Genomic DNA, 25281 nt, shown 5'->3' with positions numbered 1-25281 from the left:
TCAAGGCTCGGCTTTCTTCATGACCCTCAATCCGTCTTCGCACCTTGACGAGCGGCACGGCGCGGCCCCGGTGCTCTCGATTGCCATTCCGCTGCGTCTCGCCGGCACCGTCATCGCCGTCCTGTGCCTTCTGGCGCTCGTGGCCCTGGCAAGCTGGTCGGTCGACGATCCGAGCCTGTCCTACGCCACCGACAAGACCCCCGGAAACTGGCTCGGCTTTCCCGGCGCGGTCTTTGCCGATCTCGCCTTCCAGTTCCTGGGGCTTGCCGCCCTCGCGATGCTCGTGCCCCCGCTGGTCTGGGCGCTCTCGCTGATTCGCCGCCAGCCGCCCGCCTATATGGGCCTGCGCACGATGGGCTGGCTGGCCGGAACCGCGATCGCCACCGGCTTTTTCGCCTGTTTCCCCACCCCGCAGAGCTGGCCCCTGCCCCTTGGGCTGGGCGGGTTTGCCGGAACCGGGTTCACCGGGCTTTTCACGCTCCTGCTCGGCCACCCCCCGCAAGGGTTCGGCGCGGTGCTGCTGGGCGGTTTTCTGGCCCTGCCATCCCTGGGGCTGATCTGGCTTTCGGCCCGCACCCGGCCCCCACTCGAGGCCGAACCGCCCGCTCCCGCCAAACGCGCCGCCCGGCCCGCGGCCCGCGCTATCCCCGAACCCGAGCGCGCCGCCGGGGACGATGAGGACCGCGCCGGGTTCGGCGCCCTCGTTCTGGGCTATCTCGCCCACACCGGCTATGCGCTCAAGGGCTTTTTGAAGCGCGTCCTGACGGCGCGCCGCGCCGCGCCCGATCCGCGCGAAAGCTGGAAGAACGCCGATTTCGAGCCCCAGCTCGACCGCGCCATCGCCCCCCCGGAAAAAACCCGCCGCGAGCCCGGCTTTGCCCATATCCCCAAAGACCGGTTCGAGGACGACGAGGATTACGCCGACTACGAGGAGCCCGATGACGACGACATCGCGCGCCTCATCGTCGAGGAGCACCGGCCCGCGAGCCCGCGCGTCGCGGCCCCCGCCCCCCGCCCCGCGCCCTCGCGGCGCGGCGCCCGCGAGGCGCAAGGGTCGCTCCTGCCCGCCGACGGCTTTGCCCTGCCGCCCCTCGATCTGCTGGCCGCGCCCTGCGCCAGCCAGCTCCCTGCCGAACATCATCCCCATGCGCTCGAGGACAACGCCAAGCAGCTCGAAGGCGTGCTCGAGGATTTCGGCGTCAAGGGCGACATCATCAACGTCCGGCCCGGCCCGGTCGTCACCCTTTACGAGCTCGAACCCGCCCCGGGCATCAAATCGAGCCGCGTCATTTCGCTTGCCGACGACATCGCGCGCTCGATGAGCGCCATTTCCGCGCGCGTCGCCGTCGTGCCGGGCCGCAACGCCATCGGCATCGAATTGCCCAACAAGACGCGCGAAACGGTCTTTCTGCGCGAGCTTCTGGCCTCGGCGGACTATGAAAAGGCCAAGGCCAAGCTGCCCATCTGCCTTGGCAAGACCATCGGCGGGGAGCCGATCATCGTCGATCTGGCGCGCATGCCGCACCTGCTCATCGCCGGCACCACCGGCTCGGGCAAGTCGGTGGGGATCAACACCATGATCCTTTCGCTGCTCTACAAGATGCCCCCCGAGCAGTGCCGCCTGATCATGATCGATCCCAAGATGCTCGAGCTTTCGGTCTATGACGGCATCCCCCACCTTCTGACCCCGGTCGTCACCGATCCCTCCAAGGCCGTCGTCGCGCTCAAATGGGCCGTGCGCGAGATGGAAGACCGCTACAAGAAGATGAGCAAGGTCGGGGTGCGCAATATCGACGGGTTCAACGCCCGCGTCGCCGAGGCCGCCGCCAAGGGTGAGGCCATCACGCGCACGGTGCAGACCGGGTTCGACCGCGAGACGGGCGAGGCGATCTTTGAAAGCGAGGAGTTCGATCTCGAACCGCTCCCCTATATCGTCGTCATCGTCGACGAGATGGCCGATCTCATGATGGTGGCGGGCAAGGACATCGAAGGCGCCATCCAGCGGCTCGCCCAGATGGCCCGCGCCGCCGGCATCCATCTCATCATGGCCACCCAGCGCCCCTCGGTCGACGTCATCACCGGGACGGTCAAGGCCAATTTCCCCACCCGCGTCTCCTTCCAGGTGACCTCCAAGATCGACAGCCGCACCATTCTGGGCGAACAGGGCGCCGAACAGCTCCTTGGCAATGGCGACATGCTCTATATGGCGGGCGGCGGGCGCATCAAGCGCCTGCACGGCGCGTTTGTGGCCGACAACGAGGTCGAGGACATCGTGGGCCATCTCAAGTCGCAGGGCACGCCCGAATATCTCGATTCGATCACCGACGAGGACGAAGACGGCCAGGTGGGCGGCTTTGACGAGGACGGCGATTTTTCCGGCTCGGGGGACGAACTTTACGACCGCGCCGTCAATATCGTCCTCAACGACAAGAAGGCCTCGACCTCCTATATCCAGCGCCGCCTCTCGGTCGGCTACAACAAGGCGGCAACCCTCATCGAGCGCATGGAGCAGGAGGGCATCATCTCGCCCGCCAACCACGCCGGCAAGCGCGAGGTGCTGGTGGGGGATAATGCGGACGGCTATTGAGCGTTTCCAGAATAAGTGGGCACCACTTATTCGGTTCGGAAACGCGATAAATCAAAAACTTGGAGCTTCTGTTTTGACGGAATCAGCCTCAAGCTCCCTTTGCTGCCCCGGCCAAAGCCCGGGCCCATGCTGCAAACTCCGCCGTGTTGGATGGTTCGCTGTGGATCCCGGGTCGAGCCCGGGATAGCGGCAGAGACAAGCCGATCGTTTCCGTCAAAACCTGAAACGATCTAAAGGCTAAACTCTTGCCGCAATCGGGTTTTATCGGGTGCCGTTAAGGGGCAGAGTGCCTTTGGACCGTTTTGGAGACGCCTTGATGATTCGGCTCGCAGCTTTTCTTGTCGCGCTCGTTGCAGCGCTCGCGCCCGCCCTGCCCGCGGCGGCGCAGACCCGCGCGCTGACCGTGGAAGAAGAATTTCTCCTCCAGGAAATTTCCGACCACAACACCGCCATCCGCTCGATGGCCGGGCGGTTCGTCCAGATCGACAGCCAGGGCGGGCAGGTCGAGGGCACGTTCTTTTTGAAGCGCCCCAATTTCGTGCGCTTCCGCTACGCTCCGCCCTCCCGCGAGGAGATCATCTCGCAAGGCCGCGGCTTTTACGTCATCGACCGGCAGGAGCGCACCCAATACGCCTACGCCCAGGACCACGTGCCCCTGCGCCAGTTTCTGGGCGACGAAGTTTCGCTCATCAATTCCAACCTTTCGGACGTGGTGACGAGCGAAACCCACGTGGCGGTGATGATCACCGACGACAGCCCGATCGGCACCGTTCAGGTCTCGCTGATCTTTGACCGGGAAACGCTCGACCTCGTGCAGTGGAGCCTGATCGAGCCCTCGGGGATCGAAACCACCTTTTCGATCCAGGAGACCGAAAAGAACGTCGAAATCCCCGACAATTATTTCTATATCGACCCCACCTACCGCTCGGTCGACGCCCCGCAATAGCCAGGGGGGTTTACGCGCGGGGACCGCTCGGGGATAAGGGGAGCCGTTGTTCTTCCAGTCCTTTTGAGTTCCCCATGCCCTCTCTTGCCACCTGGAACATCAATTCCGTCCGGCTCCGTCTGCCCCTCGTCCTCGATTTCCTCGAAAACCACGCACCCGATGTCCTGTGCCTGCAGGAGATCAAGTGCACCAACGACCAGTTCCCCGCAAAGGCGCTGGCGGAGGCGGGCTATCCCCATCAGGCGGTGCACGGCCAGAAAGGCTATCACGGGGTGGCGATCGTCTCGAGGCACCCCCTCGACGAGATCGGCGTGCGCGGCTTTTGCGACATTCCCGAAAGCCGCCACGTCTCGGCCCGGCTCGATCTGGGGCACGGCCCGATGACGGTGCACAATTTCTATATCCCGGCCGGCGGGGATGAGCCCGACCCCGAAATCAACCCCAAATTCCGCCACAAGCTCTCGTTCCTTGCCGAAATGCAGGACTGGTTCGACGATCTAATCTTTGATTCCGGCCAGCTCATCTGCGGCGATTTCAACGTCGCCCCGCACGCCAACGACGTCTGGAGCCACGCCCAGCTCCTGAAGGTCGTCTCCCACACGCCCGTCGAGACCGAGGCGCTCGACCGGCTGCTGGCGCGGCGCAACTGGGTGGATCTGGTGCGCCAGCACATCCCCATAGAGGAAAAGGTCTATTCCTGGTGGAGCTACCGCGCCCGCGACTGGAACGCCTCGGACCGCGGCCGCCGGCTCGATCACATCTGGGCGACCCGCGACATCGCCGCCCACGCCCGCGCCGCCCATATCCTGAGATCCGCACGCGGCTGGTCGGAAAAACCCTCCGACCACGTGCCGGTCATCGTCGAATTTGCCTGATTTCGGTTCATTACTGGACGAATTATACGAATGGCGTTCAATTCGTTCAGTTATTTTTTTCGCGCGCAGTCTTTTTCGGCTTCATGCCCGCCGCTTGCCAGCCGGAAATTGTCGCACGGATGGCCTGCGCGGTGACAAATCAGCCCGAAAAGCGCGGGGCCAGCTTTGTGACGCGGTCGAGATAATCGGCCAGTTGCCCGCGCAACGTGTTGGCGACCGATTCAGCAAGCGCGGCGTCCGAGCGCAGAATCTTGAGGAACGGCTCGCGCGGCACCAGCAGCAATTCCGACGCGCGCCGCGCCACCACGGTTTGCGCGCGCGGCCGGGCCAGCATCAGCCCCATTTCGCCCACCACCGCCGGCGGTTCGATGACGAACCCCTCCGCCGCGCCTTCGCCTGAAACCTCGAGCTGGCCCTCGACCAGCACATAAGCGCCATTGGCGGGCGCGCCGGCGGAAAACAGCTCTTCCCCCATCCGAAGCGAAACCGCCTCGGACGCAAAGGACAAGAGCCGCATCTGCTCGTCGTTGAAATCGGCAAAGAGCTCGAGCGCCCTGAACGCACCGGACTCGTCAAATGCCATTATGCTGCCCCCGCAGGCGATTGAGCGAGGGCTATATTTGGCATAATTTGTGTTGGGGGCAAAGGCTTGGAGGTTTCCGGCGATAAAAGCGCATCAGCACTCTTTCGCAAGCATCGCAGCACCCCTCATCCGACCTTTCGCTTTGCGAAAGCCCACCTTCTCCCGCAAGGGGAGAAGGGTAAACCCTGAGAATGTCTCGACTTTTGAGCCCCCCTCTCCCCTTGAGGGAGAGGGGCTGGGGGTGAGGGGTGCGCGATGACACCCCTTTGCTTCGGGCTTTACGGCACCAGCCGATAACCGCCCTCCTCGGTGACCAGAAGCCGCGCGTTGGAGGGATCGCGTTCGATCTTCTGGCGCAGGCGGTAGATGTGGGTTTCGAGCGTGTGGGTGGTGACGCGGTTGTTGTAGCCCCACACCTCGGACAAAAGGATATCGCGCGAAATGGTCCTGGGCCCCTGCCGGTAGAGGAATTTGAGGATCGAGGTTTCCTTGTCGGTCAGCCGGATCTTGGCACCATCCTGGCTCTCGAGGGTTTTTGCGGCGGGCTGGAAGACATAGGGGCCGATGGAAAAGACCACGTCCTCGCTCTGGTCGTGCTGGCGCAACGCGGCGCGGATTCGGGCCAGAAGGATGGGCAGGCGGAACGGCTTGGTGACATAGTCATTGGCCCCGCTTTGGAGCCCGATCACCTCGTCGGCCTCGCTGTCGTGCCCGGTGAGCATGATGACGGGGGCGCGAAACCCTTCGTTGCGCATGATCTTCAGGCCCTCGCGCCCATCCATGTCGGGCAGGCCCACATCGAGCACCATCAGATCGAGCGGGCCGGCGGCGACCCGTTCCTGCGCCTCGGCGATGCTGCCCGCCTCGATCACCTCAAACGCGCCTTCGGCCATGAGCTGGTCGCGCAGCACGCCGCGCAGTTCGGTATCATCATCGACAATCAGCAGGCGGCGTTTGTTCATGGGGCCCTCATACGAAATCTAGTTTGTGCCGACAGGGATTTATGCCGCCGTATCTTCCTTCTAAGTACAATTGTGGCGGCCCGGCGGGGGGATGCGATCAAATCCTTGTTATCGCGCGCCAAACAGCGCCGAGCCCACCCGCACCTGGGTCGCACCCATGAGGATGGCGGTCTCGAAATCGGCGCTCATGCCCATGGAAAGCTTTTGGAGCCCGGAGCGTTCCGCAAGCCCCGCCAGTTGTGCGAAATAGGGTCCCGGGGGCTGGTCGATCGGGGGAATGCACATCAGTCCCACGACATCGAGCCCATAGGTGTTCTGGCACAGCGCGACGAAATCGGGGGTTTGGTCGATCGCGACCCCGGCCTTTTGCGGCTCGGCCCCGATATTGACCTGGACAAAACACGGCAGGCGCCGGTCCTGCTTTTCCATTTCGGCGGCCAGCACCCGGGCGAGCCGTTCCCGGTCGAGGCTTTCGATGACATCGAACAGCGCCACCGCCTCGCGCGCCTTGTTGGTCTGGAGCGGGCCGATGAGATGGAGGACGAGATCGGGGTATTTTTGCCTCAGCGCGGGCCATTTGCCCTGCGCCTCCTGCACCCGGTTCTCCCCGAACCGGCGCTGGCCCGCTACGATCACCTCCTCGATCGCCTCGGGCGAAAAGGTCTTGGAGACCGCGACGAGTTCGGCCTTGCCCCCGCCCGCGATCCGGCCAGCGGCGCGCGCCATGCGCTCCCTTATCGCTTCGAGGCGCTCAAGGGCGGTTTCCGGGGCGGTCTGGGACATCTGGACGGTTGACCTCGCTGGGCTTTTCTGGTGATGGTCGCCTACCCAAAGCCCCGATAAATCCTCAAGTCAAGGCCCGGCTATAATCCATGGCAAACGCCCAAGATCAGGAGGCGGGATCCCGCCCGTCCGAGCGCTACAACCCGCGCGAGAGCGAACCGTTCTGGCAAAACGTGTGGAGCGAGCGCGAAAGCTTCGTTTCGCACAATGACGACCCGCGCGAACCCTATTACGTGCTCGAGATGTTCCCCTACCCCTCGGGGCGCATCCATATGGGCCATGTGCGCAATTATACGATGGGCGACGTGGTGGCGCGCTTCCAGCGCGCCAAGGGCAAAAACGTGCTCCACCCCATGGGCTGGGACGCCTTCGGCATGCCGGCGGAAAACGCGGCGATGGCCAACAAGGTCCACCCGCGCGAATGGACCTACGCCAATATCGCCGCCATGCGCACGCAGTTGCAATCCATGGGCTTTTCGCTCGACTGGTCGCGCGAGTTCGCCACCTGCGACGAGGACTATTACCACCGCCAGCAAATGCTGTTCCTCGATTTCCTCGAGGCCGGCCTCGTCACGCGAAAAACCTCCAAGGTCAACTGGGACCCGGTCGACCGGACCGTGCTCGCCAATGAGCAGGTGATCGACGGGCGCGGCTGGCGCTCGGGGGCGCCGGTCGAGCAGCGCGAGCTGACCCAGTGGTTCTTCAAGATCTCCGATTTCGCCGAGGACCTTCTGGCCGGGCTCGATACGCTCGAGGACTGGCCCGAAAAGGTGCGGCTGATGCAGCGCAACTGGATCGGGCGCTCCGAGGGGCTGCGCATCCTGTTCGAGGTGACGAGCGGGGGAGCGATCGAGGTGTTCACCACCCGTCCCGATACGCTGTTCGGCGCCTCCTTTATCGCGCTTTCGCCCGACCATCCGCTGGCAACGGGGCTTGCGGCGACCGATCCGGCGCTCGCCGGTTTCATCGCCGAGTGCCACCGCATGGGCACGGCCCTTGAGACCATCGAGACCGCCGAGAAAAAGGGCTACAGGACCCCGCTCGAAGTCGCCCATCCGATGATCGAGGGCCGGACGCTTCCCGTCTATGTCGCCAATTTCGTTTTGATGGAGTACGGCACCGGCGCCATTTTCGGCTGCCCGGCCCACGACCAGCGCGACCTCGATTTTGCCAATGCCTATGGCCTGCCGGTGATCCCGGTGGTGCTGCCCGAGGGGGAAGACCCTAAAAATTTCTCTGTTTCGACAGAGGCTTATACGGGGCCCGGTACCGCGTTCAACTCGGACTTTCTCGACGGGCTCGATATCGAGGCGGCCAAGGAAAAGATCGCGGCAACGCTTGAAACGCGCGAGGTCGGCAACCGCAAACAGGCCACCCGCCAGATCAATTACCGCCTGCGCGACTGGGGCATTTCGCGTCAGCGTTATTGGGGCTGCCCGATCCCGGTGATCCATTGCGAGGTGTGCGGCACCGTGCCCGTGCCCAAAAAGGATCTGCCCGTGCGGCTGCCCGAAGACGTCGAGTTCGACACCCCTGGCAACCCGCTCGACCGCCACGAAACGTTCAAGCACGTCCCCTGCCCCAAATGCGGCGCACCGGCGCGGCGCGAAACCGACACCATGGACACGTTCGTGGATTCCTCGTGGTATTTCGCGCGCTTCACCGCCCCGCGCGCCGACGAGCCGACCATCCCCGCCATGGCCGACAAATGGCTGCCGGTCGACCAGTATATCGGGGGGATCGAGCACGCCATCCTGCACCTGCTCTATTCGCGCTTTTTCTCCCGCGCCATGCAAAAGACCGGGCATATGCAGGCGACCGAACCCTTCAAGGGCCTGTTCACGCAAGGCATGGTGACCCACGAGACCTATAAGGACGCACAAGGCCAATGGGTGCCGCCCGCCGAAGTGGTGATCGAGAGCGCCGATGGAAACCGGATTGCCAAACACGCCGACACCGGCGCGCCCCTTTCGATCGGCTCGGTCGAAAAGATGTCGAAATCCAAAAAGAACGTGGTCGATCCCGACGACATGATCGCCACCTACGGCGCAGACACGGCGCGCTGGTTCGTGCTGTCCGATTCGCCGCCCGAGCGCGACGTGCAGTGGACCGAGGCGGGGATCGAGGGGGCCTGGCGGTTCGTGCAGCGCATCTATAAGCTCGTCAACGACGCCAATCTAAAGCTTGCCGCAACCCCATCCGGATCGGAAGGCAACGGCACGGCATCGACTGGCATGCTCAAGGCCGCCCACCGCGCCACCGCCCAGGTCGGCGAGGATATCGCCGCGCTGCGCTTCAACCGCGCCGTGGCCCATATTTACGAACTGGCCAACGCCATTTCGCGCTTTGTGAGTGAGATCGGCGACTCACCGGCGGCAACCGAGCTCGACGCGCTGCGGCAGGCCAGCGAACGCCTCGTCCAGCTCATCGCCCCCATGATGCCGCATCTGGCCGAAAGCTGCTGGCAGGCGCTGGGGCATGAAACGCTGGTCGCCGACACGCCCTGGCCCGATGTGAACCCTGCCTATCTCGTTGACGACACGGTGGTTCTTGCCGTTCAGGTCAATGGCAAGCGGCGCGGGGAGATCGAGATCGCCAAGGACGCGTCCCAGGACACCATCGAAACGAAAGCCTTGTCTCTCGAAGCGGTTGCGCGCATCCTTGAGGGCAAGGCGCCCAGAAAGGTGATCGTCGTGCCCAACAGGATCGTCAATGTCGTGGTCTAGTGCGCGCAGGGGCGCGCTTCTCGCCCTTGCCGCCGCAACGCTCGTGCTGGCCGGCTGTACCATCGCGCCGGTGCACGGGGACCGCGGCGCGATGACGAGCGATCCCCTGCCGCTTGCCTATGCCAGCCCCGATACGCGGCTCGAACAGGTCTTTTACCAGACGCTCGCCGCGCGGCTGGGCAGGTCGGGCGCGCCCGATGCCCCGATCGTTACGGCCCGGGTTTCATCTTCGGCTTCCGATATCGGCCTTTCGGACCGCCCCGAGCCGGTAACCGACCGGCAGGTGGTCGCAACCATCACCTATCAGGTTGAAAAATCTGGCGAAATCCTCGCTTCCGGCCGCCGGACCGCGACCGCCCACTATCGCAGTACCGGCCAGGTGCTGGCCGACGATATCGCCCGCCAGAAGGCCGACGAGGACGCGGTGCGCGCCGCCACCCAATCGGTGATTGCCGCGCTTCTGACCGACCCCGCGCTGCAATGACCGCGCTCAAGGGGCGCGATATCGCAAAATTCCTGGCCGCGCCCGACCTCACGCACGGGTTCGTTCTGGTCTACGGCCCCGATGGCGGACTGGTGAGCGAAAATGGGGGGCTGATCGTCAAACGCCATATGGGCGAAACGCCCGACCCCGAGGCGCTGATCAACCTCCAGATGAGCGAGATCGACGCCGACGCCCAGCGGCTGGGCATCGAGGCGCGTACGCCGTCCCTTTTCGGCGGCGACAAGCTGATCCGCATCCGCAACGCCAGCAACAAGCTGGCCCCGACCCTTGCTGAATTGCTCGATGAGGGCTTTCCGGTGCTCATTGTCGTCGAGAGCGGCGATCTCAAGCCCGGCGATGCACTGCGAAAACTCGCCGAAGCGCGCAAGGACGCCCGCGCGCTGCCCTGTTACGCCGACAACGGACAGGCGGTCGACCTCCTCATCCGCCAGACTTTTACCGAACACAACATCCGGACAGAACCGGACGTTGTCCCCATGCTGCGCGACATGCTGGGCAATGATCGGCAGATAACACGGCGAGAACTTGATAAGCTCGTGCTTTTCGCGGGCGAGGGCGGCAACCTCACGCGCGAGGACGTGACCGCGCTTTGCGGCGACAACGCGGCGCTGGCCATCGATGCGGTGGTCGACGCCATCGGCACCGGGCACGCCGGACGGTTCGACGAGGCGATGACCCGTGCCAGCGCCGCCGGCACCGACACCCAGCGCCTGCTGGCTGTCGCGCTCAACCATTTTTCCCGCCTGCGTACCATGCGCGCCGACATCGATGCCGGCGCCAGCGCCAATCAGGTCCTCTCTCGCGCCACGCCCCGCATCCATTTCTCGCGCAAGCCCGCAATGGAGCAGCAATTGCGCCTGTGGACCGATACCGGCCTTGCGGCCGCCTGCGCGCGCCTTGCCGAAGCCGTCGCGCAAAGCCGCAAGACCACGGCCCTCGCCCCGGCCATCGCCCGCCAGGCGATGCTCGCCATCTGCATGGCCGCCGCCCGCCGATGATTTTTCATTAAGTTACAGGGAGATAGCGGAAGAGGCGAGGTAGCGTTTCATGTGAAACACTCGGTTCCTCTCTTCTCCGCTCCCATGTGGTCGTTTCAGGTTTTGATGGAAACGGCCTGCCGGGCGGTTGGGGTTGGACCGCACTGGACCCGCCGCAAACGCGGAACCTCGACGATTCCATCAAATGAAGAAAAATCCCTACCCGATCAGCCGCGAACAAACGTGATCGAGCTGGTCGAGCGTCTTGTAGCGGATCTCGAGCTTGCCGCCCTTGTCCTTGTGGTCGAGGCTCACCGAAAGCCCCAGCGCGTCGGAAAGCTGCTTTTCGAGCGCCAGCGTATCGGCGTCCTTGGGCGCCGCGCCGCGCGGAGCCGAAGCCACAGCCTTTCTGGCGTCGCTGTCCTTCTGGTGTAACGCCTCGGCCTCGCGCACGGAAAGTCCAGCAGAAACAATGCGCTGCGCCAGACCAAGCGGGTCGTCGGAGGTGATGAGCGTTCTTGCGTGCCCGGCGGTCAGCTCGCCGCGTTCGAGCATGGACTGCACCTCCCCCGGCAGTTTCAACAGCCGCAGCGTATTGGCGACGTGAGAGCGCGATTTGCCGATGACCTGGGCCAGATCGTTCTGGGTATAGGCGAACTGCTCGATGAGCTGGCCATAGCCTTGCGCCTCTTCGAGCGGATTGAGGTCGGCGCGCTGCACGTTCTCGATAATGGCAAGCTCGAGCGCTTCCTTGTCATCGACCTCGCGGACGATGACGGGAACCTCGTGCAACCCCGCCCGTTGGGCGGCCCGCCAACGGCGCTCGCCGGCAATGATCTCGAAAACATCGGGACCCGTATCGCTTGGGCGCACCAGAAGCGGCTGCATCACGCCCTTTTCGCGGATCGAATTGGTGAGGTCTTCCAGAAGCTCGGGATCGAAATCCTTGCGCGGATTGGCGCGGCTGGCGATGATGAATTCGACGGGCAGGCGCCGCACGCCGGCCTCCCCCAGCCGGGGCGCATCGACCGGCCCCATATCGCCGATAAGCGCAGCAAGGCCGCGACCGAGACGGGAGGGTTTATCGTTCATGGGATTCTCCATCATGCGGCCCGCAACTGCCGCTCGCGCTTGATGACTTCGGTGGCCAGCCGCAGATAGGCCTGGCTGCCCGCGCATTTGAGATCGTAAAGAAGCGCCGGCTTGCCATAACTGGGCGCCTCACTCAGCCTTACGTTGCGCGGAATGACCGTATCATAAACCAGCCCGCCCATATGCTCGCGGACATCGCTCAACACCTGCTCCGAGAGGTTGTTGCGCTTGTCATACATGGTCATCACCACGCCCTGGATCGACAGGCCCGGATTGAGAGTCGAGCGGATTTGTTCAATGGTTTGAAGCAGTTGACTTAACCCCTCCAGCGCAAAGAACTCGCATTGCAGCGGCACCAGCACCGCATGGGCGGCCGTCAGGGCATTGATGGTCAAGAGATTGAGCGAGGGTGGACAATCGATGAGCACATAGGTGACCGGCCGCCCCTCGATCAGCACTTCACCGGCCGAGCGCAGCGCTTCGCGCAAGCGGAAGGCCCGGTCGCGTTCATTGGCGATGGTCAGCTCCACCCCCAGAAGATCCATGGTCGAGGGCACGACGGCCACATTGGGCACGTTTGTCGCGACCGCTGCCTCGGCAACGCCGGCTTCTCCCAGCAAGAGGTCGTAGGAAGAGCGCTCACGCTGGGCGCGCGAAAGACCCAACCCTGTGGACGCATTACCCTGCGGATCGAGGTCGACGATCAGCACCCGTTCGCCGATCGCAGCGAGGGCGGTTGCCAGATTGATCGCCGTCGTCGTCTTGCCGACGCCGCCCTTTTGATTGGCAAGAGTAAGAATACGCGGTTGCATGTGGCCTCCGAACCCCCAAAAAGGGCTCATTTCCGATCACGTGATCCGTTCAAGGGCAGAAATTTCGAGAATGACGCCCTGAGGATCGACCTTACCGGGATGCTTTACCACATCGCTGCGCCAGACTGAATCCGCTTGCCGCAGTTCTTCACCATATTCCCGTCCCTTATGGAGAAACCCCCGGGTTCCCTCCTGCCAGAACGGCGCAATATAGCCAAACAACACTGGCAGACCGGCCAGCGCGCGGGCGGTAACCGCATGAACCGGGCCGATTTTGGGCTTTTCGGCCTCTTCGATCCGCACGGTGTGGACAGTGGCCGGAAGGTCGAAATCCCGGATAACGGCCCGCAAGAACGCGCATTTACGGGCCCGCGATTCGATCAAATGAAGGTGAACGGGCCGATCCTTGAGCGCAATTGCCAGCGGCAGGGCCGGAAATCCGCCTCCCGAGCCGATATCAAGCAGATTGGCCGGCGCATGGGCGCGCAAATGCGCATCCATCAGTGGAAGAAGTTGCAGCGAATCAAGAATATGGCGTTCCCAGAGAACAGAGACTGTTTCACGTGAAACCAGATTCTGCATCCCCTGCCATTTCTCGACGCTTTCACCAAACGCTTCCAGATCGGCAAGCACGGCCTCAGGCAAACGACCGAAAAACGGCTCGTAGGGTTCAAGCGTCGTGCGGCGGGCAGAAGAACCGGTCATCCCGCCTTCCTGTTGTCCATGGTCCCCCGGCGGATCACCGCCAAGATCAGCGTCACCGCCGCAGGGGTGACGCCCTCGACCCGCTGGGCCTGGGCGATGGTCTGCGGCCGTGCATCGATCAGCTTTTGCTTCATCTCGTTGGAAAGTCCGGGCAGAGTGGCGTAATCGAGCCATTCGGGGATCTCCCGCGCCTCGTCGCGCTGCACCGCCGCGACATCCGCCCGCTGCCGCTCGAGATAGACGGCGTACTGCGCATCAATCGCCAGTTGCTCGTAAGTCTTTGTTTCCATTGCTGAAACATCCGGCCAGATCGCCTCGATCTGGGCGCGGTCGGTGGTTGGATAGCTCATCAACTGGAAGGCGGTGCGGCGCACGCCATCGGCGTTGACGCTCACCCCGGCCCGTCGCGCCTCGGTGGGCGTCACGGCCAGCGACTGCAGGAAGGTGCGGCCCCGATCGAGCTTTTCCATGCGGGCGGCAAAATGGGCCCGTCGGGCTTCGCCGACAAGACCGATATCGACGCCAAGCTGCGTCAGCCGCTGGTCGGCATTGTCCACCCGCAAATGGAGCCGGTACTCGGCGCGGGAAGTGAACATGCGATAGGGTTCGGTGACGCCTCGCGAAATAAGGTCGTCGATCATCACCCCCAGATAGGCGTTGGTGCGCGAGAGGATCAGCGGCGCGCGGCCGAGCGTTGCGAGCGCCGCATTGGCCCCGGCCAGCAGTCCCTGCGCGGCGGCTTCCTCATAACCGGTCGTGCCGTTGATCTGGCCGGCCAGATAGAGCCCCGGCAGCGCGCGCAACATTAACGAGGGGGAAAGTTCGCGAGGATCGACGTGATCGTATTCGATGGCATAACCGGGCCGCTTTATAACCACGTTTTCGAGCCCCGGCATGGTCTGGAGGAACGCAAGCTGTACCTCTTCGGGCAGCGAACTCGAGACCCCGTTGGGGTAGACCGTCGTATCGTCCAGCCCTTCGGGTTCGAGAAAGACCAGATGGCTGTCCTTGTCGGCAAAGCGTACCACCTTGTCCTCGATTGAGGGACAATAGCGCGGGCCCTTCGAATGGATGCGCCCGCCATAAAGCGCCGAACGGGAGAGGTTCTCGGTGATGATGCGGTGCGCTTCGGGCGTGGTCCGGGTTTCAAAGCAGGTGATCTGCGGCGTCGTGATCGCCTCGGTCAACGCCGAAAACGGCTCGGGCGGATTGTCCCCCTCCTGCTTTTGAAGGACGGAAAAATCGATGGAGTTCGCATCGAGCCGGGCCGGGGTGCCGGTCTTGAGGCGCCCGAGCCTCAGGCCGAGCGCCTCAAGGCGCACGGAAAGCCCCAATACCGGCTTTTCACCGGCCCGGCCGGCGGGAAAGCTTTCTTCGCCCTGATGGATCAGCCCGCGCAGAAACGTTCCGGTCGTGAGGACCACGGCCCGCGCACCGATCCTCCGGCCATCGAGCAACACGACGCCCCGCGCCGCGCCATCCGTGACGATCAGATCGTCCACCTCCCCCTCGATAATGTCGAGATTGGGCGTTGCCACGAGTTCGGCCTGCATCGCTTCGCGGTAAAGCTTGCGGTCCTGCTGGGCGCGGGGGCCGCGTACGGCAGGACCCTTGCGGCGATTGAGCACCCGGAACTGGATGCCGCCCCGGTCGGCGACGCGCGCCATCAGCCCGTCAAGCGCATCGATCTCACGCACCAGATGCCCCTTGCCCAGCCCGCCGATGGCCGGGTTGCAGCTCATTTCGCCGATGGTTGCAAACCGATGGGTAACGAGCGCAGTCGGCACACCCAGCCGCGCCGAAGCCGCCGCGGCCTCGGCCCCGGCGTGCCCGCCCCCGACAATGATCACCGCGTAATCGCTCATGGCACCCAAGCTTGTTGTTTCACGTGAATCGCGTTGTGTTCATCTTCTGCCCTGTTTCACGTGAATCCTTCTTGCAGCATCGGCGCCAGGGCGTTTCACGTGAATCATTTCCCGATGCAGAAACCGGCGAACAGCCTGTCGAGCACCATTTCGCTGTCGATCAGCCCGACCAGACCGGCCAGACTATCGGATGCGGCCCGCAGATCCTCGGCACACAGTTCGGGTTGCTCGATATGGGTAATGGCGCTTTCGATGGCAAGCACGGCAGCAGCAATCGCGTCACGATCCCTTAAATGGCTGACAAGGCTCGCTTCGCCGGTCCCCAGATGGCTGTCAATATGGCGTTCGAGCCGTTTTAGCAAGTCCGGCATGCCCTCTCCGGTCCTGACCGACAAGGAAAGATCGGCTGTGGCCGTCGTGATGTCCAGATCGGATTTCGTGCCGATGGTCCAGAGCGGGGTTTCCGACAGGACGGGCGTGCCACCGGGCGGGGCCGTGTCGGGGGCCGTGAGCCAGAGGACGAGATCGGCGTTCTCCATGGCCTGCCGGGCGCGCTTTATACCCTCGGCCTCCGCAAGACTGTCGGTGTCGCGCAAACCCGCCGTGTCGGTCAACACGACCAGCCTGCCACCCAGATCGATCAGGACGTCGCGGGTGTCGCGGGTGGTGCCCGCTTCGGCAGTGACAATGGCAAGGTCCGAGCCGGCAAGCGCGTTCAAAAGGCTCGATTTTCCCGCGTTGGGCGGGCCGGCAAGGACGATCCGGAACCCCTCACGCACGATGCGGCCGCGCGTAAACCCCGCCAAAGCCTCGGCGAGTTGGGCCTTGAGGGCCAAAAGCCCTGGCGCGAAGTGATCGGGAAGGGTAAAGGGGACGTCGTCTTCGTCGGAAAAATCGAGGTGGGCCTCAATCTCGACCCGCGCGGCCAAAAGGCCGTCACGCCAGACGAGAATCTGCCCGGCGAGCCCGCCCTCCAGCCGGGCCAGGGCCTGACGGCGCTGGTGTTCGGTCTCGGCGGCCAGAAGATCGCCGAGCCCCTCGATGGCGGTGAGATCGAGCTTGCCGTTTTCAAAGGCGCGCCGGGTGAAATCTCCAGCCCCGGCCAGCCCGATTCCCGGTATCGAGCTGAGCGCATCGAGGATGGCCTTGACCCCGGCGGGCGAGCCATGGACCTGGAGTTCGGCGCAATCTTCCCCGGTAAAGGAACGGGGCGCGGGAAAGACCGCAACGATCCCCTTGTCGAGCAGCAGCCCCGAACCTGGATCCCTGAGCGGTAACAGCGCCATATGGCGCGGCGCGGGCAGTTTTCCGCACAGCGCCCTGACCGCATCGAGGCTCCGAGGCCCCGACAGCCGGATGACCGCCACGCCCGAGGGCAAGCTGCCCGAGGAAAGCGCAACAATCGTTCTATTGGCCTGGGGCATCGCTGAGGACCGGATAAACGACCGCCGACCGCGCCTGGACGGCGATCAGGTGTTCATCGAATCGAAAAATTCGCCGTTGGTCTTGGTCTGGCGGAGCTTGTCGAGCAGGAATTCCATGGCATCGACCGTCCCCATGGGATTGAGGATGCGGCGCAGTACGTACATCTTGCGCAGCACATCGGGTTCGACCAGCAGCTCTTCCTTGCGGGTGCCGGACTTGGTGACGTCGATGGCCGGGAAGACGCGCTTGTCGGAAACCTTGCGGTCGAGCACAATTTCCGAGTTGCCGGTGCCCTTGAACTCCTCGAAGATCACCTCGTCCATGCGGCTGCCCGTATCGATGAGGGCCGTCGAGATGATGGTGAGCGATCCACCGTCCTCGATATTGCGCGCCGCGCCGAAAAAGCGCTTGGGGCGCTGGAGCGCATTGGCATCGACACCACCGGTCAGCACCTTGCCCGAGGACGGGACGACCGTGTTGTAGGCGCGGCCCAGCCGGGTGATGGAATCGAGCAGGATCACCACGTCCCGCTTGTGTTCGACCAGGCGCTTGGCCTTTTCGATGACCATTTCGGCGACCTGCACGTGGCGTGAGGCCGGTTCGTCAAAGGTCGAGGAGATGACCTCGCCCTTGACCGAGCGCTGCATGTCGGTGACTTCCTCGGGCCGCTCGTCGATCAAAAGCACGATCAGATAGCACTCGGGATGATTGCTGGCGATAGATTGTGCAATATTTTGCAACAGTACCGTTTTACCGGTACGGGGCGGCGCAACAATGAGGGCACGCTGTCCCTTGCCGAGCGGGGCGACCAGATCGATGACGCGGGCCGAACGGTCCTTGAGCGTGGGATCGTCGATTTCCATGCGCAGCCGCTCGTCGGGATAGAGCGGGGTGAGGTTGTCGAAATTGATCTTGTGACGGACCTTTTCGGGTTCCTCAAAATTGATGGTGTTGACTTTGAGCAGCGCAAAATAGCGTTCGCCTTCCTTGGGCGAACGGATCTGACCCTCGACGGTATCCCCGGTACGCAGGCCGAAACGGCGGATCTGGGAGGGGCTGACATAGATATCGTCAGGACCGGGCAGATAGTTCGCATCGGGCGAGCGCAGGAAACCGAACCCGTCCGGCAGGACCTCAACGACCCCCTCCCCGATGATCTCGACGTCGCGCGAGGCCATCTGCTTCAATATCGCAAACATCAGCTCCTGCTTGCGCAGGGTGTTCGCGTTCTCGATTTCGAGCTCTTCGGCATAGGACTGCAGTTCGGCCGCTGGTTTGGCCTTGAGGTCCCTGAGCTTCATGAATTCCATGATCAGCCTTTTGGGGGATTGGGGAAGGACAAGAGAAAGGAAGGGGGCGGGTACGATCGCCGCCTGAAAGGTCACAACGAATGTGTGAGTTGAGCGATTCAATAACCATTCGCTGGCGCGATTGCAAGCAGAACCGCTCTGGATGGCGCGGGGAATTTCCCCCGCGCGCCCCGCTCAGAACGGCTTGACGATCACCGCAACCACGATGACGATCATCAAAACGGTCGGAATTTCGTTGATCGCCCGGAAATAGCGGGCCGACTTGGTGTTCCGGTCCTGGGCGAACGCTTTGAGGTGCCGGGCCAGCAGCCCGTGATAGCCTGAAAGCAGAATGACGAAGACCGCCTTGAGCCACATCCAGCCGGCTGAAAAATCGACCACCTTGAAATGAAAGGCGAGCGTCAGCCCGAAAAGCCAGCTTGCGATCATCGCCGGGGTCATGATGGCCCTCAACAGCCGTCGCTCCATCACCTTGAAGGTTTCAGAGGTCTCCGATCCCTTGGCCGCGTCGGCGTGATAGACGAAAAGCCGCGGCAGATAGAGCGACCCGGCCATCCAGGCGATGACCGAGATGACGTGAGCGGCGAGCGTTATGGCGTACCAGTTCATGCTTTGACGATATCGATGAGGCGGGAGACGTTTTCGATCGGGGTCTGGGGCACGATGCCGTGCCCGAGGTTGAAAATATGGGGGCGATGGGCAAAGCCGTCAACGATTTCCCGCGCCCGGCTTTCCATCTGCGCCCCGCCGGCCACCAGCCGCAAGGGGTCGAGATTGCCCTGGACGGGGATTTTGGAGTCGAGGTTCTCGTTGGCGAAGGCAAGCGGCGTCGCATAATCGAGCCCGATGACATTGACCCCGGTTTCCCGTGCAAACCGGCCGATCATCCCTGCCGCGCCGCGCGGAAACCCGGTGATCACCGCATCGGGAACCGCGGCGCGCACCTTCTCCACCAACGCCTTGTTGGGCGCAATCACATAAGATTCAAAGGCGTTTTCATCGAGATTGAGTGCCCAGCTCTCGAAGATCTGCACCATATCGGCACCGGCTGAAAGCTGGGCGATAAGATAGGTGGCGGAAACCTCGACGAGAAGATCGATGAGCCGCGCAAAGGCCTCCGGGTGGTTGAGCGCGAAAAGCCGGGCGGCGGCCTGATCGGGCGAACCCCGTCCCCCGATCATATAGGTGGCAACGGTCCATGGCGCGCCGCAGAACCCGATAAGGGTCTTTTCCGGCGCCAGTGCGGTTTTCGTTCGTTCAAGCGTTTCAAAGACCGGGGCGAGATGGCCAAGGACCGCATCGGGGTCGAGCCGTCCCAGCGTCTGCGGGGTGATGGGATCGAGAACCGGGCCTTCACCCTTTTCAAAGCGCACGTTCTGGCCAAGGGCGTCGGGGATGACGAGAATATCCGAAAAGATGATCGCGGCATCGAGATCGAACCGCCGCAAGGGCTGGAGAGTGACCTCGCTTGCCAGTTCAGGTGCATAGCAGAGATTGAGGAACCCGCCGGCCTTTTCGCGGACTTCCCTGTATTCGGGCAGGTAGCGTCCCGCCTGGCGCATGATCCAGATGGGTGGTTTTGGCTGGCGCAAGCCGCGCGCCGTATCGAGCAACGGCTTTCCCGTCGGTGCTGGTGCGGTCATTGAAATCCTCGTGGGGCGCGCTTGGCGCCGGAACAAAGAAAGGCTGGGCCCTTAAATAAGACTCTCAAAAGAGTCTGCTTATTCTTCTTGGCTGTGTTTTGCACCAATTGTGCCGGCCCCACAACCGGACGGGCCAGCCCGGCGCTGCGGCATGATGCCCTTCTCGACCTGCGTGGAAAACCAGCGCCGCAAAAAAGGAAAAATCCCGGATAGCGCCGCCCGTTAAGGCTTTGTTAACCTCTAGCCCTGTGCATAGTTAACCGAACGTTAACCATAACCGCCCCCTGCTTCCGGGACAAATATCCCCGTTCTTTTCCACATCCCTTCAAACCGTCCACAGCTTAACCACCTGTTAACCAATTCCCGCCCAGCGGGCATAATCTTATCCACGCCGCCCGGCCCGGCCCGAACCGCTTTCCCTTTGGACAACGGTGTGGAAAAAGCGGACTCCGAACCATCCGGATTGCCCAGCCATGCTGATCCTTGCCTCCAAAAGCCCGACGCGTAAAACCCTGCTCGATGCTGTGGGTATCGCCTTTTCCGTCCAGACCGCCCCGGTCGATGAACGGGCGATTGAAAGCCATCTTGCGGTGGACGGCGCCGGCAAGGCCGATATCGCCCTGGCTCTGGCGCGCGAAAAGGCGCTGGCCGTGAGCCGGACGCGCCCGCAGGCTCTGGTGATCGGCGCCGACCAGACGCTCGATTGCGAGGGGCTCGACCTCCACAAGCCCGATTCACGTGAAACGGCCCGCCGCCAGTTGCAGGAGCTGGCCGGGCGCACCCATCACCTGCACGCCGCCGCGGCGCTCGCAAGGGGTGGTGATATCGTCTGGGCGGCGCGCGACAGCGCGGAAATGACCATGTGCGATTTTTCCGCCGCCGAGCTTGAGCATGTTCTCGATCTCGAGGGGGAGGCTATTCTAGGCTCGGTCGGCGGCTACCGGCTCGAAGGGCCTTCGGTGCGGCTCTTTTCTGCGGTAAAGGGTGACTACTTTACCGTGCTCGGCCTGCCGCTTCTTGCCCTGCTCGACGGCCTGCGCCGTCACGGTCCAGAATTGCTTGGGCCGAAATCCTTTGACCCCGGAACCGGAAAATGACCATCAAAGCCTTCGTCATCGGCCACCCGATCGCCCATTCCCGGTCGCCTCTCATCCATGGCACCTGGCTTACGCGGCACGGTATCGATGGCAGTTACGAGCCCATCGATGTCGCCCCCGAGGGTCTCTGGGCTTTCATCGATGCCTTGCGCAAGGGTGCGTTCGTTGGCGGCAACGCCACCATCCCGCACAAGGAAGCGCTGGTCTCGCTCTGCGACGCGGTCGACCCGCTGGCCGAAAAGATCGGCGCGGTCAATACGCTCACCGTCAGCAATGGCCGGATTCTGGGCTCCAATTCCGATTATCTGGGGTTTCTTTCAAACCTCGATGCGACCGGCCCCGGATGGGACGAAAACCTTGAACGGGCGATCGTCCTTGGCGCAGGGGGCGCCTCGCGCGCCATACTGGCCGCGCTCGAGGCGCGAAAAATTCCCGATATCGTGCTGCTCAACCGCAATCTGGCGCGGGCCGAAAGCCTTGCGGCCGAGTTCGGGGGCAATATCACCCCGGCCCCGCTCGATGAGTTTGCCCGCTTCGCCCCGGCGGCGGGGCTGGTGGTCAACACCAGCGCGGTGGGAATGGGCGGTACGCGCTTCGAGGGGCTCGACCTTGGGGCGCTGCCCGGCCACGCGGTGGTCAACGACATCGTCTATACCCCGCTCGTCACCCCGCTTCTGGCCGATGCAAAGGCGCGGGGCTTGCGGACAGTCGATGGTCTGGGCATGCTGCTTTATCAGGCCGTCCCCGGCTTTGCCGCCTGGTTCGGCACAACTCCCGAGGTGACGCCCGGCTTGCGCGCAATCGTGCTCGGGGCGATGGGGCAATGAGATGCTGCGGGTAGGGCTCACCGGGTCGATGGCGACCGGCAAATCGACGGTCTTGGCGGAAATCGCAAGACTTGGCATCCCCACCTATTCGGCCGATGCCGCCGTCCACGCACTTTATGCCGGCGAAGCGGTTCCCCTGATCGCGGCGGCGTTTCCCGGCACGGTGACGAGCGGCGAGGTCGACCGCAAGAAACTGGGGCGGGCGCTTGCCGACCGGCCCGAAAGCCTGGGCGAACTGGAATCCATCATCCACCCGCTGGTGCGCGAAAAGGCGATCGATTTTCTCGATGCCGCCGAGGCGCAAGGGGCGGACATCGCCGTGATCGAGATCCCGCTTTTGTACGAAACCGGGGCCCGCTACGGGCTCGACCGGGTGATCGTCACGGCCTGCGATCCGGCCATCCAGCGCCAACGGGCGCTGGCCCGGCCCGGGATGAGCGGGGAAAAGCTCGATTTTCTCCTTTCCCGCCAGCTCGATCAGGCCGACAAGAAAGCCCGTGCCGATCACGTCATCGACACGTCGGGGACGATGGACGATACGATCGCACGGACGCGGGCCGTGATCGAACTGTTGCGGACCCAAAGGCGATAGGGGCGAAAAATGCTGCGCGAGATCGTGCTCGATACCGAAACGACGGGGCTCTCCCCCCAGGGGGGTGACAAGCTGGTGGAAATCGGCTGCGTCGAGCTGGTCAATCACGTGCCGACCGGCAGGAACCACCACGTCTACATCAACCCCGAGCGCGACATGCCCGAGGAAGCCTTCAAGGTGCACGGGCTCTCCGAGGATTTTTTGCGCGACAAGCCGGTTTTCGCCGATGTGGCGGCGGCCTTTGTCGATTTTCTCGAAGACTCCACCCTCATCATCCACAACGCGCCTTTCGATATGGGCTTTCTCAACGCCGAACTCGCGGCGGCGGGCCGTCCCAAACTCACCAATCCGGTGATCGACACGGTGATGCTGGCCCGAAAAGTCCATCCGGGCGCGCGCGTCAGTCTCGATGCGCTCTGCAAGCATTACGGCATCGACAATTCGCGCCGCACGCTGCACGGCGCGCTGCTCGATTCGGAAATCCTCGCCGAAGTCTACCTCGAACTGATCGGGGGGCGTCAGGTGGCGCTGGCGCTTTCGGCGGAGGCGCAACTGAGCCAGAAGGTGAGCGGCCACCGCGCCCCGGCGCGCCAGAGGCCAGCGCCCCTCTCCCCGCGCATCACCGAGGCCGAACACGCCGCCCACCTCGCCTTTGTCGCGGCGATGGGTGAAAAGGCCATCTGGGCGCAATACGAAGAGGGCTGACGGAACGGCATGGCCGGCGTCGTGGTGGGACCGTGCTGGATTGCCGGCAATAAATGCCGGAATGACATCGGTGTGGCCGGCACGATCCCAGCCCCCATCTCCAATGTCATCCCGGGATTTATTCCCGGGGACCAGAGCGATGCAAACCGGGTCCGATTTCATTAAAAACCGAAGAAAAAACCCCGGCGGGGGTGAGCCGCCGGGGTTTTTATCGTTTACAGCTCAAGTCCGGCCCTAATTGACCGTTGCGGGCGCCTCGCCATCGCCGCCCGCCTGCTTCTGGCGCTCGGCGGCCGCCGCAAGGTTGCGCCGGAAGAGCGCAAGGAAATCGACCGGCTCGAGCATCAGGGGCGCGAACCCGCCTGACTGGATGGTCGAGGCGAGGACCTGGCGCGCAAAGGGGAAGAGCAGCCGCGGGCCTTCGACCATCAGCAGCGGGGTCAACTGGTTTTCGGGCACGTTCTTGACGCGGAACACCCCGCCATAAACCAGCTCGACCGCATAGACCACGGCGCCCTCGCGCTCGGTCTTGACGTTGAGGCCGATCTCGACGGCGTAGGATTCGTCGGACTGCTTTTTGACCTGAACGTTGATGTTGACGTTGGAGGTCGGTGCCTTGGCGCCGGGCAGAAGCGAGGCGGGCGCGTTCGGGCTTTCAAAGCTCAGATCCTTGATATACTGCCCGGCAATGCCGAACTGGGGCGCGTTCGCCGGATCGGTTGCCGCGGCGTTTTCCGGGTTCGGTTTGTCCTCAGCCATTTTGGTCCTTCTTATGCTCAAGAATGTGCCGGGCCCGTCCTGCGGGGGCGGCACGCCGGATTGGGCGTCTGGCTAGCACTTTTGGCGTTTCATCACAAGCCGAGCGGGCCGGGAGCACGGCAAAAGCCCTAGCGCCAGGAATCGGGATCGAGGTCGATCGATTTGGTCCCCGGACCCGGCTGCGATGGCCGATAGCTCGAGACCACCACCATGTTGCGGCTCAAAAGCGCGTAAAGGGCGCCGCGCACCGGCGGGACGAGCAGCAAGAGCCCCACCGCATCGGTGACGAACCCCGGTATCACCAGAAAGAGCCCGGCCAGCGCCAGCATCATGGCCTCGGCAAAAGCCTTGGCGGGCACCTCTCCGCGCGCCATCATTGCCCGGGAGTCAAGAATCAGTCCCATGCCCTGCCAGCGGATGACGAGCATCCCGGCAACGGCCGTCAGAACGATCGCGGCCAGGGTCGCCAATATCCCGATCTGCCCGCCGACCCAGATAAAACCGGCGATTTCGATAAAAGGCACGAGCATGAGGAAAATGACGATGAGGCGGCCCATTGGCTCCCCTTTCCGCGGGTGATCGCGTATGCTTGTTCAGGTCGGGGGCGCTTGAAACTGGTTTGCACGCGCCGATTGCTTATATATAGGTCAACCGGATTTCAGTTTCGACCCGTCCCTTGCCGCAATCGGACGTTTCTTTCCGGTGTGGCGGCCCTTGTGATCGGGGACGGAAAAGCGCGGGGGCCTGCCCCCCGCATGGGAGCTAAGAAAAAGACTCATGGGCGAATTCCTCGATTTCCCGACCATTATCGTCATCGTCGTCGCCATCGTCGTGCTTTTGCGGCTGCGCTCGGTGCTGGGCACGCGCACCGGCAATGAGCGCCCGCCTTCGGTGCGCTATGAAAACATCTCGCGCACCCGGCCCAGCAATGACGACACCGTCATTCCATTGCCCACGCGCAAACCCCAGGCGCCCGACGCCGATGCCGAGCGCGCCCAGCGCAAGCTCGAGGCCGAGATCGAAAAATATGCCCAGGGCAAGCCGGCCATCGCCCAGGGGCTCAGGGCTGTCGCCGAGGCCGATCCCAATTTCACGCCCAAGAGCTTTATCGAGGGCGCCAAATCCGCCTATGAGATGATCGTCACCGCCTATGCCGCGGGCGACCGCAAGTCGCTCAAAATGCTGCTCGACAAGGACGTCAACGACAGCTTCGAGACAGCGATCGCCGAGCGCGAGGCGCAAGGGCACACGGTCGAATTCACCTTTGTGGGCCTGTCCAACATCGAATTTACCGAGGTCGAGCTCGACCGGCGCAACGCCATCGTGACCCTGAGGATCGATGCCGAAGTGGTTTCGATCACCCGCGACAAAGAGGGCGACGTGGTCGAGGGCACGCCGGGTCAGGTCGTTGCCATCGCCGATGAGTGGACCTTCATGCGCAACACCCGCTCGCGCGACCCCAACTGGAAGCTGGTTGCGACCAACGATCTCGAATAGTTCTGCAA

Annotated in this window: 24 protein-coding genes; 11 read left to right on the top strand and 13 right to left on the bottom strand. The window is 63.4% G+C overall.

Features of this window, described 5'->3' with window-relative positions:
- Window positions 1-19: 19 nt before the first annotated feature.
- The 3 genes from DQG18_RS01660 (at window position 20) to DQG18_RS01650 (ending at window position 4408) form a co-directional block, all read left to right on the top strand.
- Entirely contained in the window at window positions 20-2587 is a 2568-nt protein-coding gene (locus DQG18_RS01660) for an FtsK/SpoIIIE family DNA translocase (RefSeq protein ID WP_116652479.1), read from the top strand.
- Window positions 2588-2903: 316 nt separating this feature from the next.
- Window positions 2904-3533, top strand: a complete 630-nt coding sequence (locus tag DQG18_RS01655; protein WP_116652478.1) for a LolA family protein — start codon at window positions 2904-2906, stop codon at window positions 3531-3533.
- Window positions 3534-3607: 74 nt separating this feature from the next.
- Complete coding sequence (locus DQG18_RS01650; RefSeq protein WP_116652477.1) at window positions 3608-4408, top strand: exodeoxyribonuclease III; 801 nt, start codon at window positions 3608-3610, stop codon at window positions 4406-4408.
- Window positions 4409-4547: 139 nt separating this feature from the next.
- On the opposite strand, the gene DQG18_RS01645 is transcribed toward DQG18_RS01650, so the two are convergent.
- From DQG18_RS01645 to DQG18_RS01635, 3 genes are all read right to left on the bottom strand, one after another.
- Window positions 4548-4991, bottom strand: a complete 444-nt coding sequence (locus DQG18_RS01645) for a cyclic nucleotide-binding domain-containing protein (protein ID WP_116652476.1) — start codon at window positions 4989-4991, stop codon at window positions 4548-4550.
- Between the two features lie 278 nt (window positions 4992-5269).
- A complete protein-coding gene (locus DQG18_RS01640; RefSeq protein ID WP_116652475.1) occupies window positions 5270-5953 on the bottom strand; it encodes a response regulator transcription factor in 684 nt (227 codons plus the stop codon).
- A gap of 108 nt (window positions 5954-6061) precedes the next feature.
- The gene (locus DQG18_RS01635; RefSeq protein ID WP_116652474.1) at window positions 6062-6736 is read right to left on the bottom strand and encodes a YggS family pyridoxal phosphate-dependent enzyme; all 675 of its coding nucleotides are present in this window, start codon (window positions 6734-6736) and stop codon (window positions 6062-6064) included.
- Window positions 6737-6825: 89 nt separating this feature from the next.
- Here DQG18_RS01635 and leuS point away from each other — a divergent pair, with 89 nt between their 5' ends.
- The 3 genes from leuS to holA are packed head-to-tail and all read left to right on the top strand — an operon-like array spanning window position 6826 to window position 10965.
- Complete coding sequence (gene leuS / locus DQG18_RS01630; RefSeq protein WP_116652473.1) at window positions 6826-9462, top strand: leucine--tRNA ligase; 2637 nt, start codon at window positions 6826-6828, stop codon at window positions 9460-9462.
- Window positions 9449-9946 (top strand): hypothetical protein, encoded by a 498-nt coding sequence (locus DQG18_RS01625; protein WP_116652472.1) that lies wholly within the window; start codon window positions 9449-9451, stop codon window positions 9944-9946. The genes leuS and DQG18_RS01625 overlap by 14 nt, the downstream gene beginning before the upstream one ends.
- Window positions 9943-10965: a DNA polymerase III subunit delta gene (holA, locus tag DQG18_RS01620; protein ID WP_116652471.1), complete on the top strand. Its 1023-nt coding sequence runs from the start codon at window positions 9943-9945 to the stop codon at window positions 10963-10965. Before DQG18_RS01625 ends, holA begins: the two co-directional genes overlap by 4 nt.
- A 198-nt stretch (window positions 10966-11163) precedes the next feature.
- On the opposite strand, the gene DQG18_RS01615 is transcribed toward holA, so the two are convergent.
- The 8 genes from DQG18_RS01615 to hemE form a co-directional block, all read right to left on the bottom strand.
- Window positions 11164-12036, bottom strand: coding sequence for a ParB/RepB/Spo0J family partition protein (locus DQG18_RS01615; RefSeq protein ID WP_116652783.1), 873 nt, complete (start codon window positions 12034-12036; stop codon window positions 11164-11166).
- 11 nt (window positions 12037-12047) lie between these two features.
- On the bottom strand, window positions 12048-12848 hold the full coding sequence (locus DQG18_RS01610) for a ParA family protein (RefSeq protein WP_116652470.1): 801 nt from the start codon (window positions 12846-12848) through the stop codon (window positions 12048-12050).
- 36 nt (window positions 12849-12884) lie between these two features.
- Complete coding sequence (rsmG, locus tag DQG18_RS01605) at window positions 12885-13553, bottom strand: 16S rRNA (guanine(527)-N(7))-methyltransferase RsmG (protein ID WP_116652469.1); 669 nt, start codon at window positions 13551-13553, stop codon at window positions 12885-12887.
- Entirely contained in the window at window positions 13550-15418 is a 1869-nt protein-coding gene (gene mnmG, locus DQG18_RS01600; RefSeq protein WP_116652468.1) for a tRNA uridine-5-carboxymethylaminomethyl(34) synthesis enzyme MnmG, read from the bottom strand. Before mnmG ends, rsmG begins: the two co-directional genes overlap by 4 nt.
- Window positions 15419-15522: 104 nt before the next feature.
- Window positions 15523-16842: a tRNA uridine-5-carboxymethylaminomethyl(34) synthesis GTPase MnmE gene (gene mnmE / locus DQG18_RS01595; protein WP_116652467.1), complete on the bottom strand. Its 1320-nt coding sequence runs from the start codon at window positions 16840-16842 to the stop codon at window positions 15523-15525.
- A gap of 45 nt (window positions 16843-16887) precedes the next feature.
- Window positions 16888-18153, bottom strand: coding sequence for a transcription termination factor Rho (rho, locus tag DQG18_RS01590; protein ID WP_116652782.1), 1266 nt, complete (start codon window positions 18151-18153; stop codon window positions 16888-16890).
- 174 nt (window positions 18154-18327) lie between these two features.
- On the bottom strand, window positions 18328-18762 hold the full coding sequence (gene hemJ, locus DQG18_RS01585) for a protoporphyrinogen oxidase HemJ (protein ID WP_116652466.1): 435 nt from the start codon (window positions 18760-18762) through the stop codon (window positions 18328-18330).
- Window positions 18759-19796 carry a uroporphyrinogen decarboxylase gene (hemE, locus tag DQG18_RS01580; protein ID WP_116652465.1) on the bottom strand — a complete coding sequence of 346 codons (1038 nt, stop codon included), beginning with the start codon at window positions 19794-19796 and terminating at the stop codon, window positions 18759-18761. The genes hemJ and hemE overlap by 4 nt, the downstream gene beginning before the upstream one ends.
- A gap of 473 nt (window positions 19797-20269) precedes the next feature.
- Here hemE and DQG18_RS01575 point away from each other — a divergent pair, with 473 nt between their 5' ends.
- The 4 genes from DQG18_RS01575 to dnaQ are packed head-to-tail and all read left to right on the top strand — an operon-like array spanning window position 20270 to window position 23017.
- Window positions 20270-20893, top strand: a complete 624-nt coding sequence (locus DQG18_RS01575; protein WP_116652464.1) for a Maf family protein — start codon at window positions 20270-20272, stop codon at window positions 20891-20893.
- The gene (locus tag DQG18_RS01570; RefSeq protein WP_116652463.1) at window positions 20890-21720 is read left to right on the top strand and encodes a shikimate dehydrogenase; all 831 of its coding nucleotides are present in this window, start codon (window positions 20890-20892) and stop codon (window positions 21718-21720) included. Before DQG18_RS01575 ends, DQG18_RS01570 begins: the two co-directional genes overlap by 4 nt.
- A gap of 1 nt (window position 21721) precedes the next feature.
- Entirely contained in the window at window positions 21722-22312 is a 591-nt protein-coding gene (gene coaE, locus DQG18_RS01565; protein WP_116652462.1) for a dephospho-CoA kinase, read from the top strand.
- A 12-nt stretch (window positions 22313-22324) separates the two neighbouring features.
- On the top strand, window positions 22325-23017 hold the full coding sequence (dnaQ, locus tag DQG18_RS01560; RefSeq protein WP_116652781.1) for a DNA polymerase III subunit epsilon: 693 nt from the start codon (window positions 22325-22327) through the stop codon (window positions 23015-23017).
- Between the two features lie 234 nt (window positions 23018-23251).
- Here dnaQ and secB read toward each other — a convergent pair whose 3' ends face one another.
- On the bottom strand, window positions 23252-23776 hold the full coding sequence (gene secB, locus DQG18_RS01555) for a protein-export chaperone SecB (protein ID WP_116652461.1): 525 nt from the start codon (window positions 23774-23776) through the stop codon (window positions 23252-23254).
- Window positions 23777-23904: 128 nt separating this feature from the next.
- Window positions 23905-24333, bottom strand: coding sequence for an FxsA family protein (locus DQG18_RS01550; protein WP_116652460.1), 429 nt, complete (start codon window positions 24331-24333; stop codon window positions 23905-23907).
- A gap of 220 nt (window positions 24334-24553) precedes the next feature.
- Between DQG18_RS01550 and DQG18_RS01545 the strand changes: the two genes are divergently transcribed.
- Window positions 24554-25273 carry a Tim44/TimA family putative adaptor protein gene (locus DQG18_RS01545; protein WP_116652459.1) on the top strand — a complete coding sequence of 240 codons (720 nt, stop codon included), beginning with the start codon at window positions 24554-24556 and terminating at the stop codon, window positions 25271-25273.
- Window positions 25274-25281: the final 8 nt, after the last annotated feature.

Origin of the sequence: Pelagibacterium sediminicola (genome assembly GCF_003390885.1) — a bacterium.
GTDB lineage: Bacteria > Pseudomonadota > Alphaproteobacteria > Rhizobiales > Devosiaceae > Pelagibacterium > Pelagibacterium sediminicola.
Note: the sequence above shows the minus strand (reverse complement) of the source record. Positions and strands in the feature narration are given on the sequence as shown.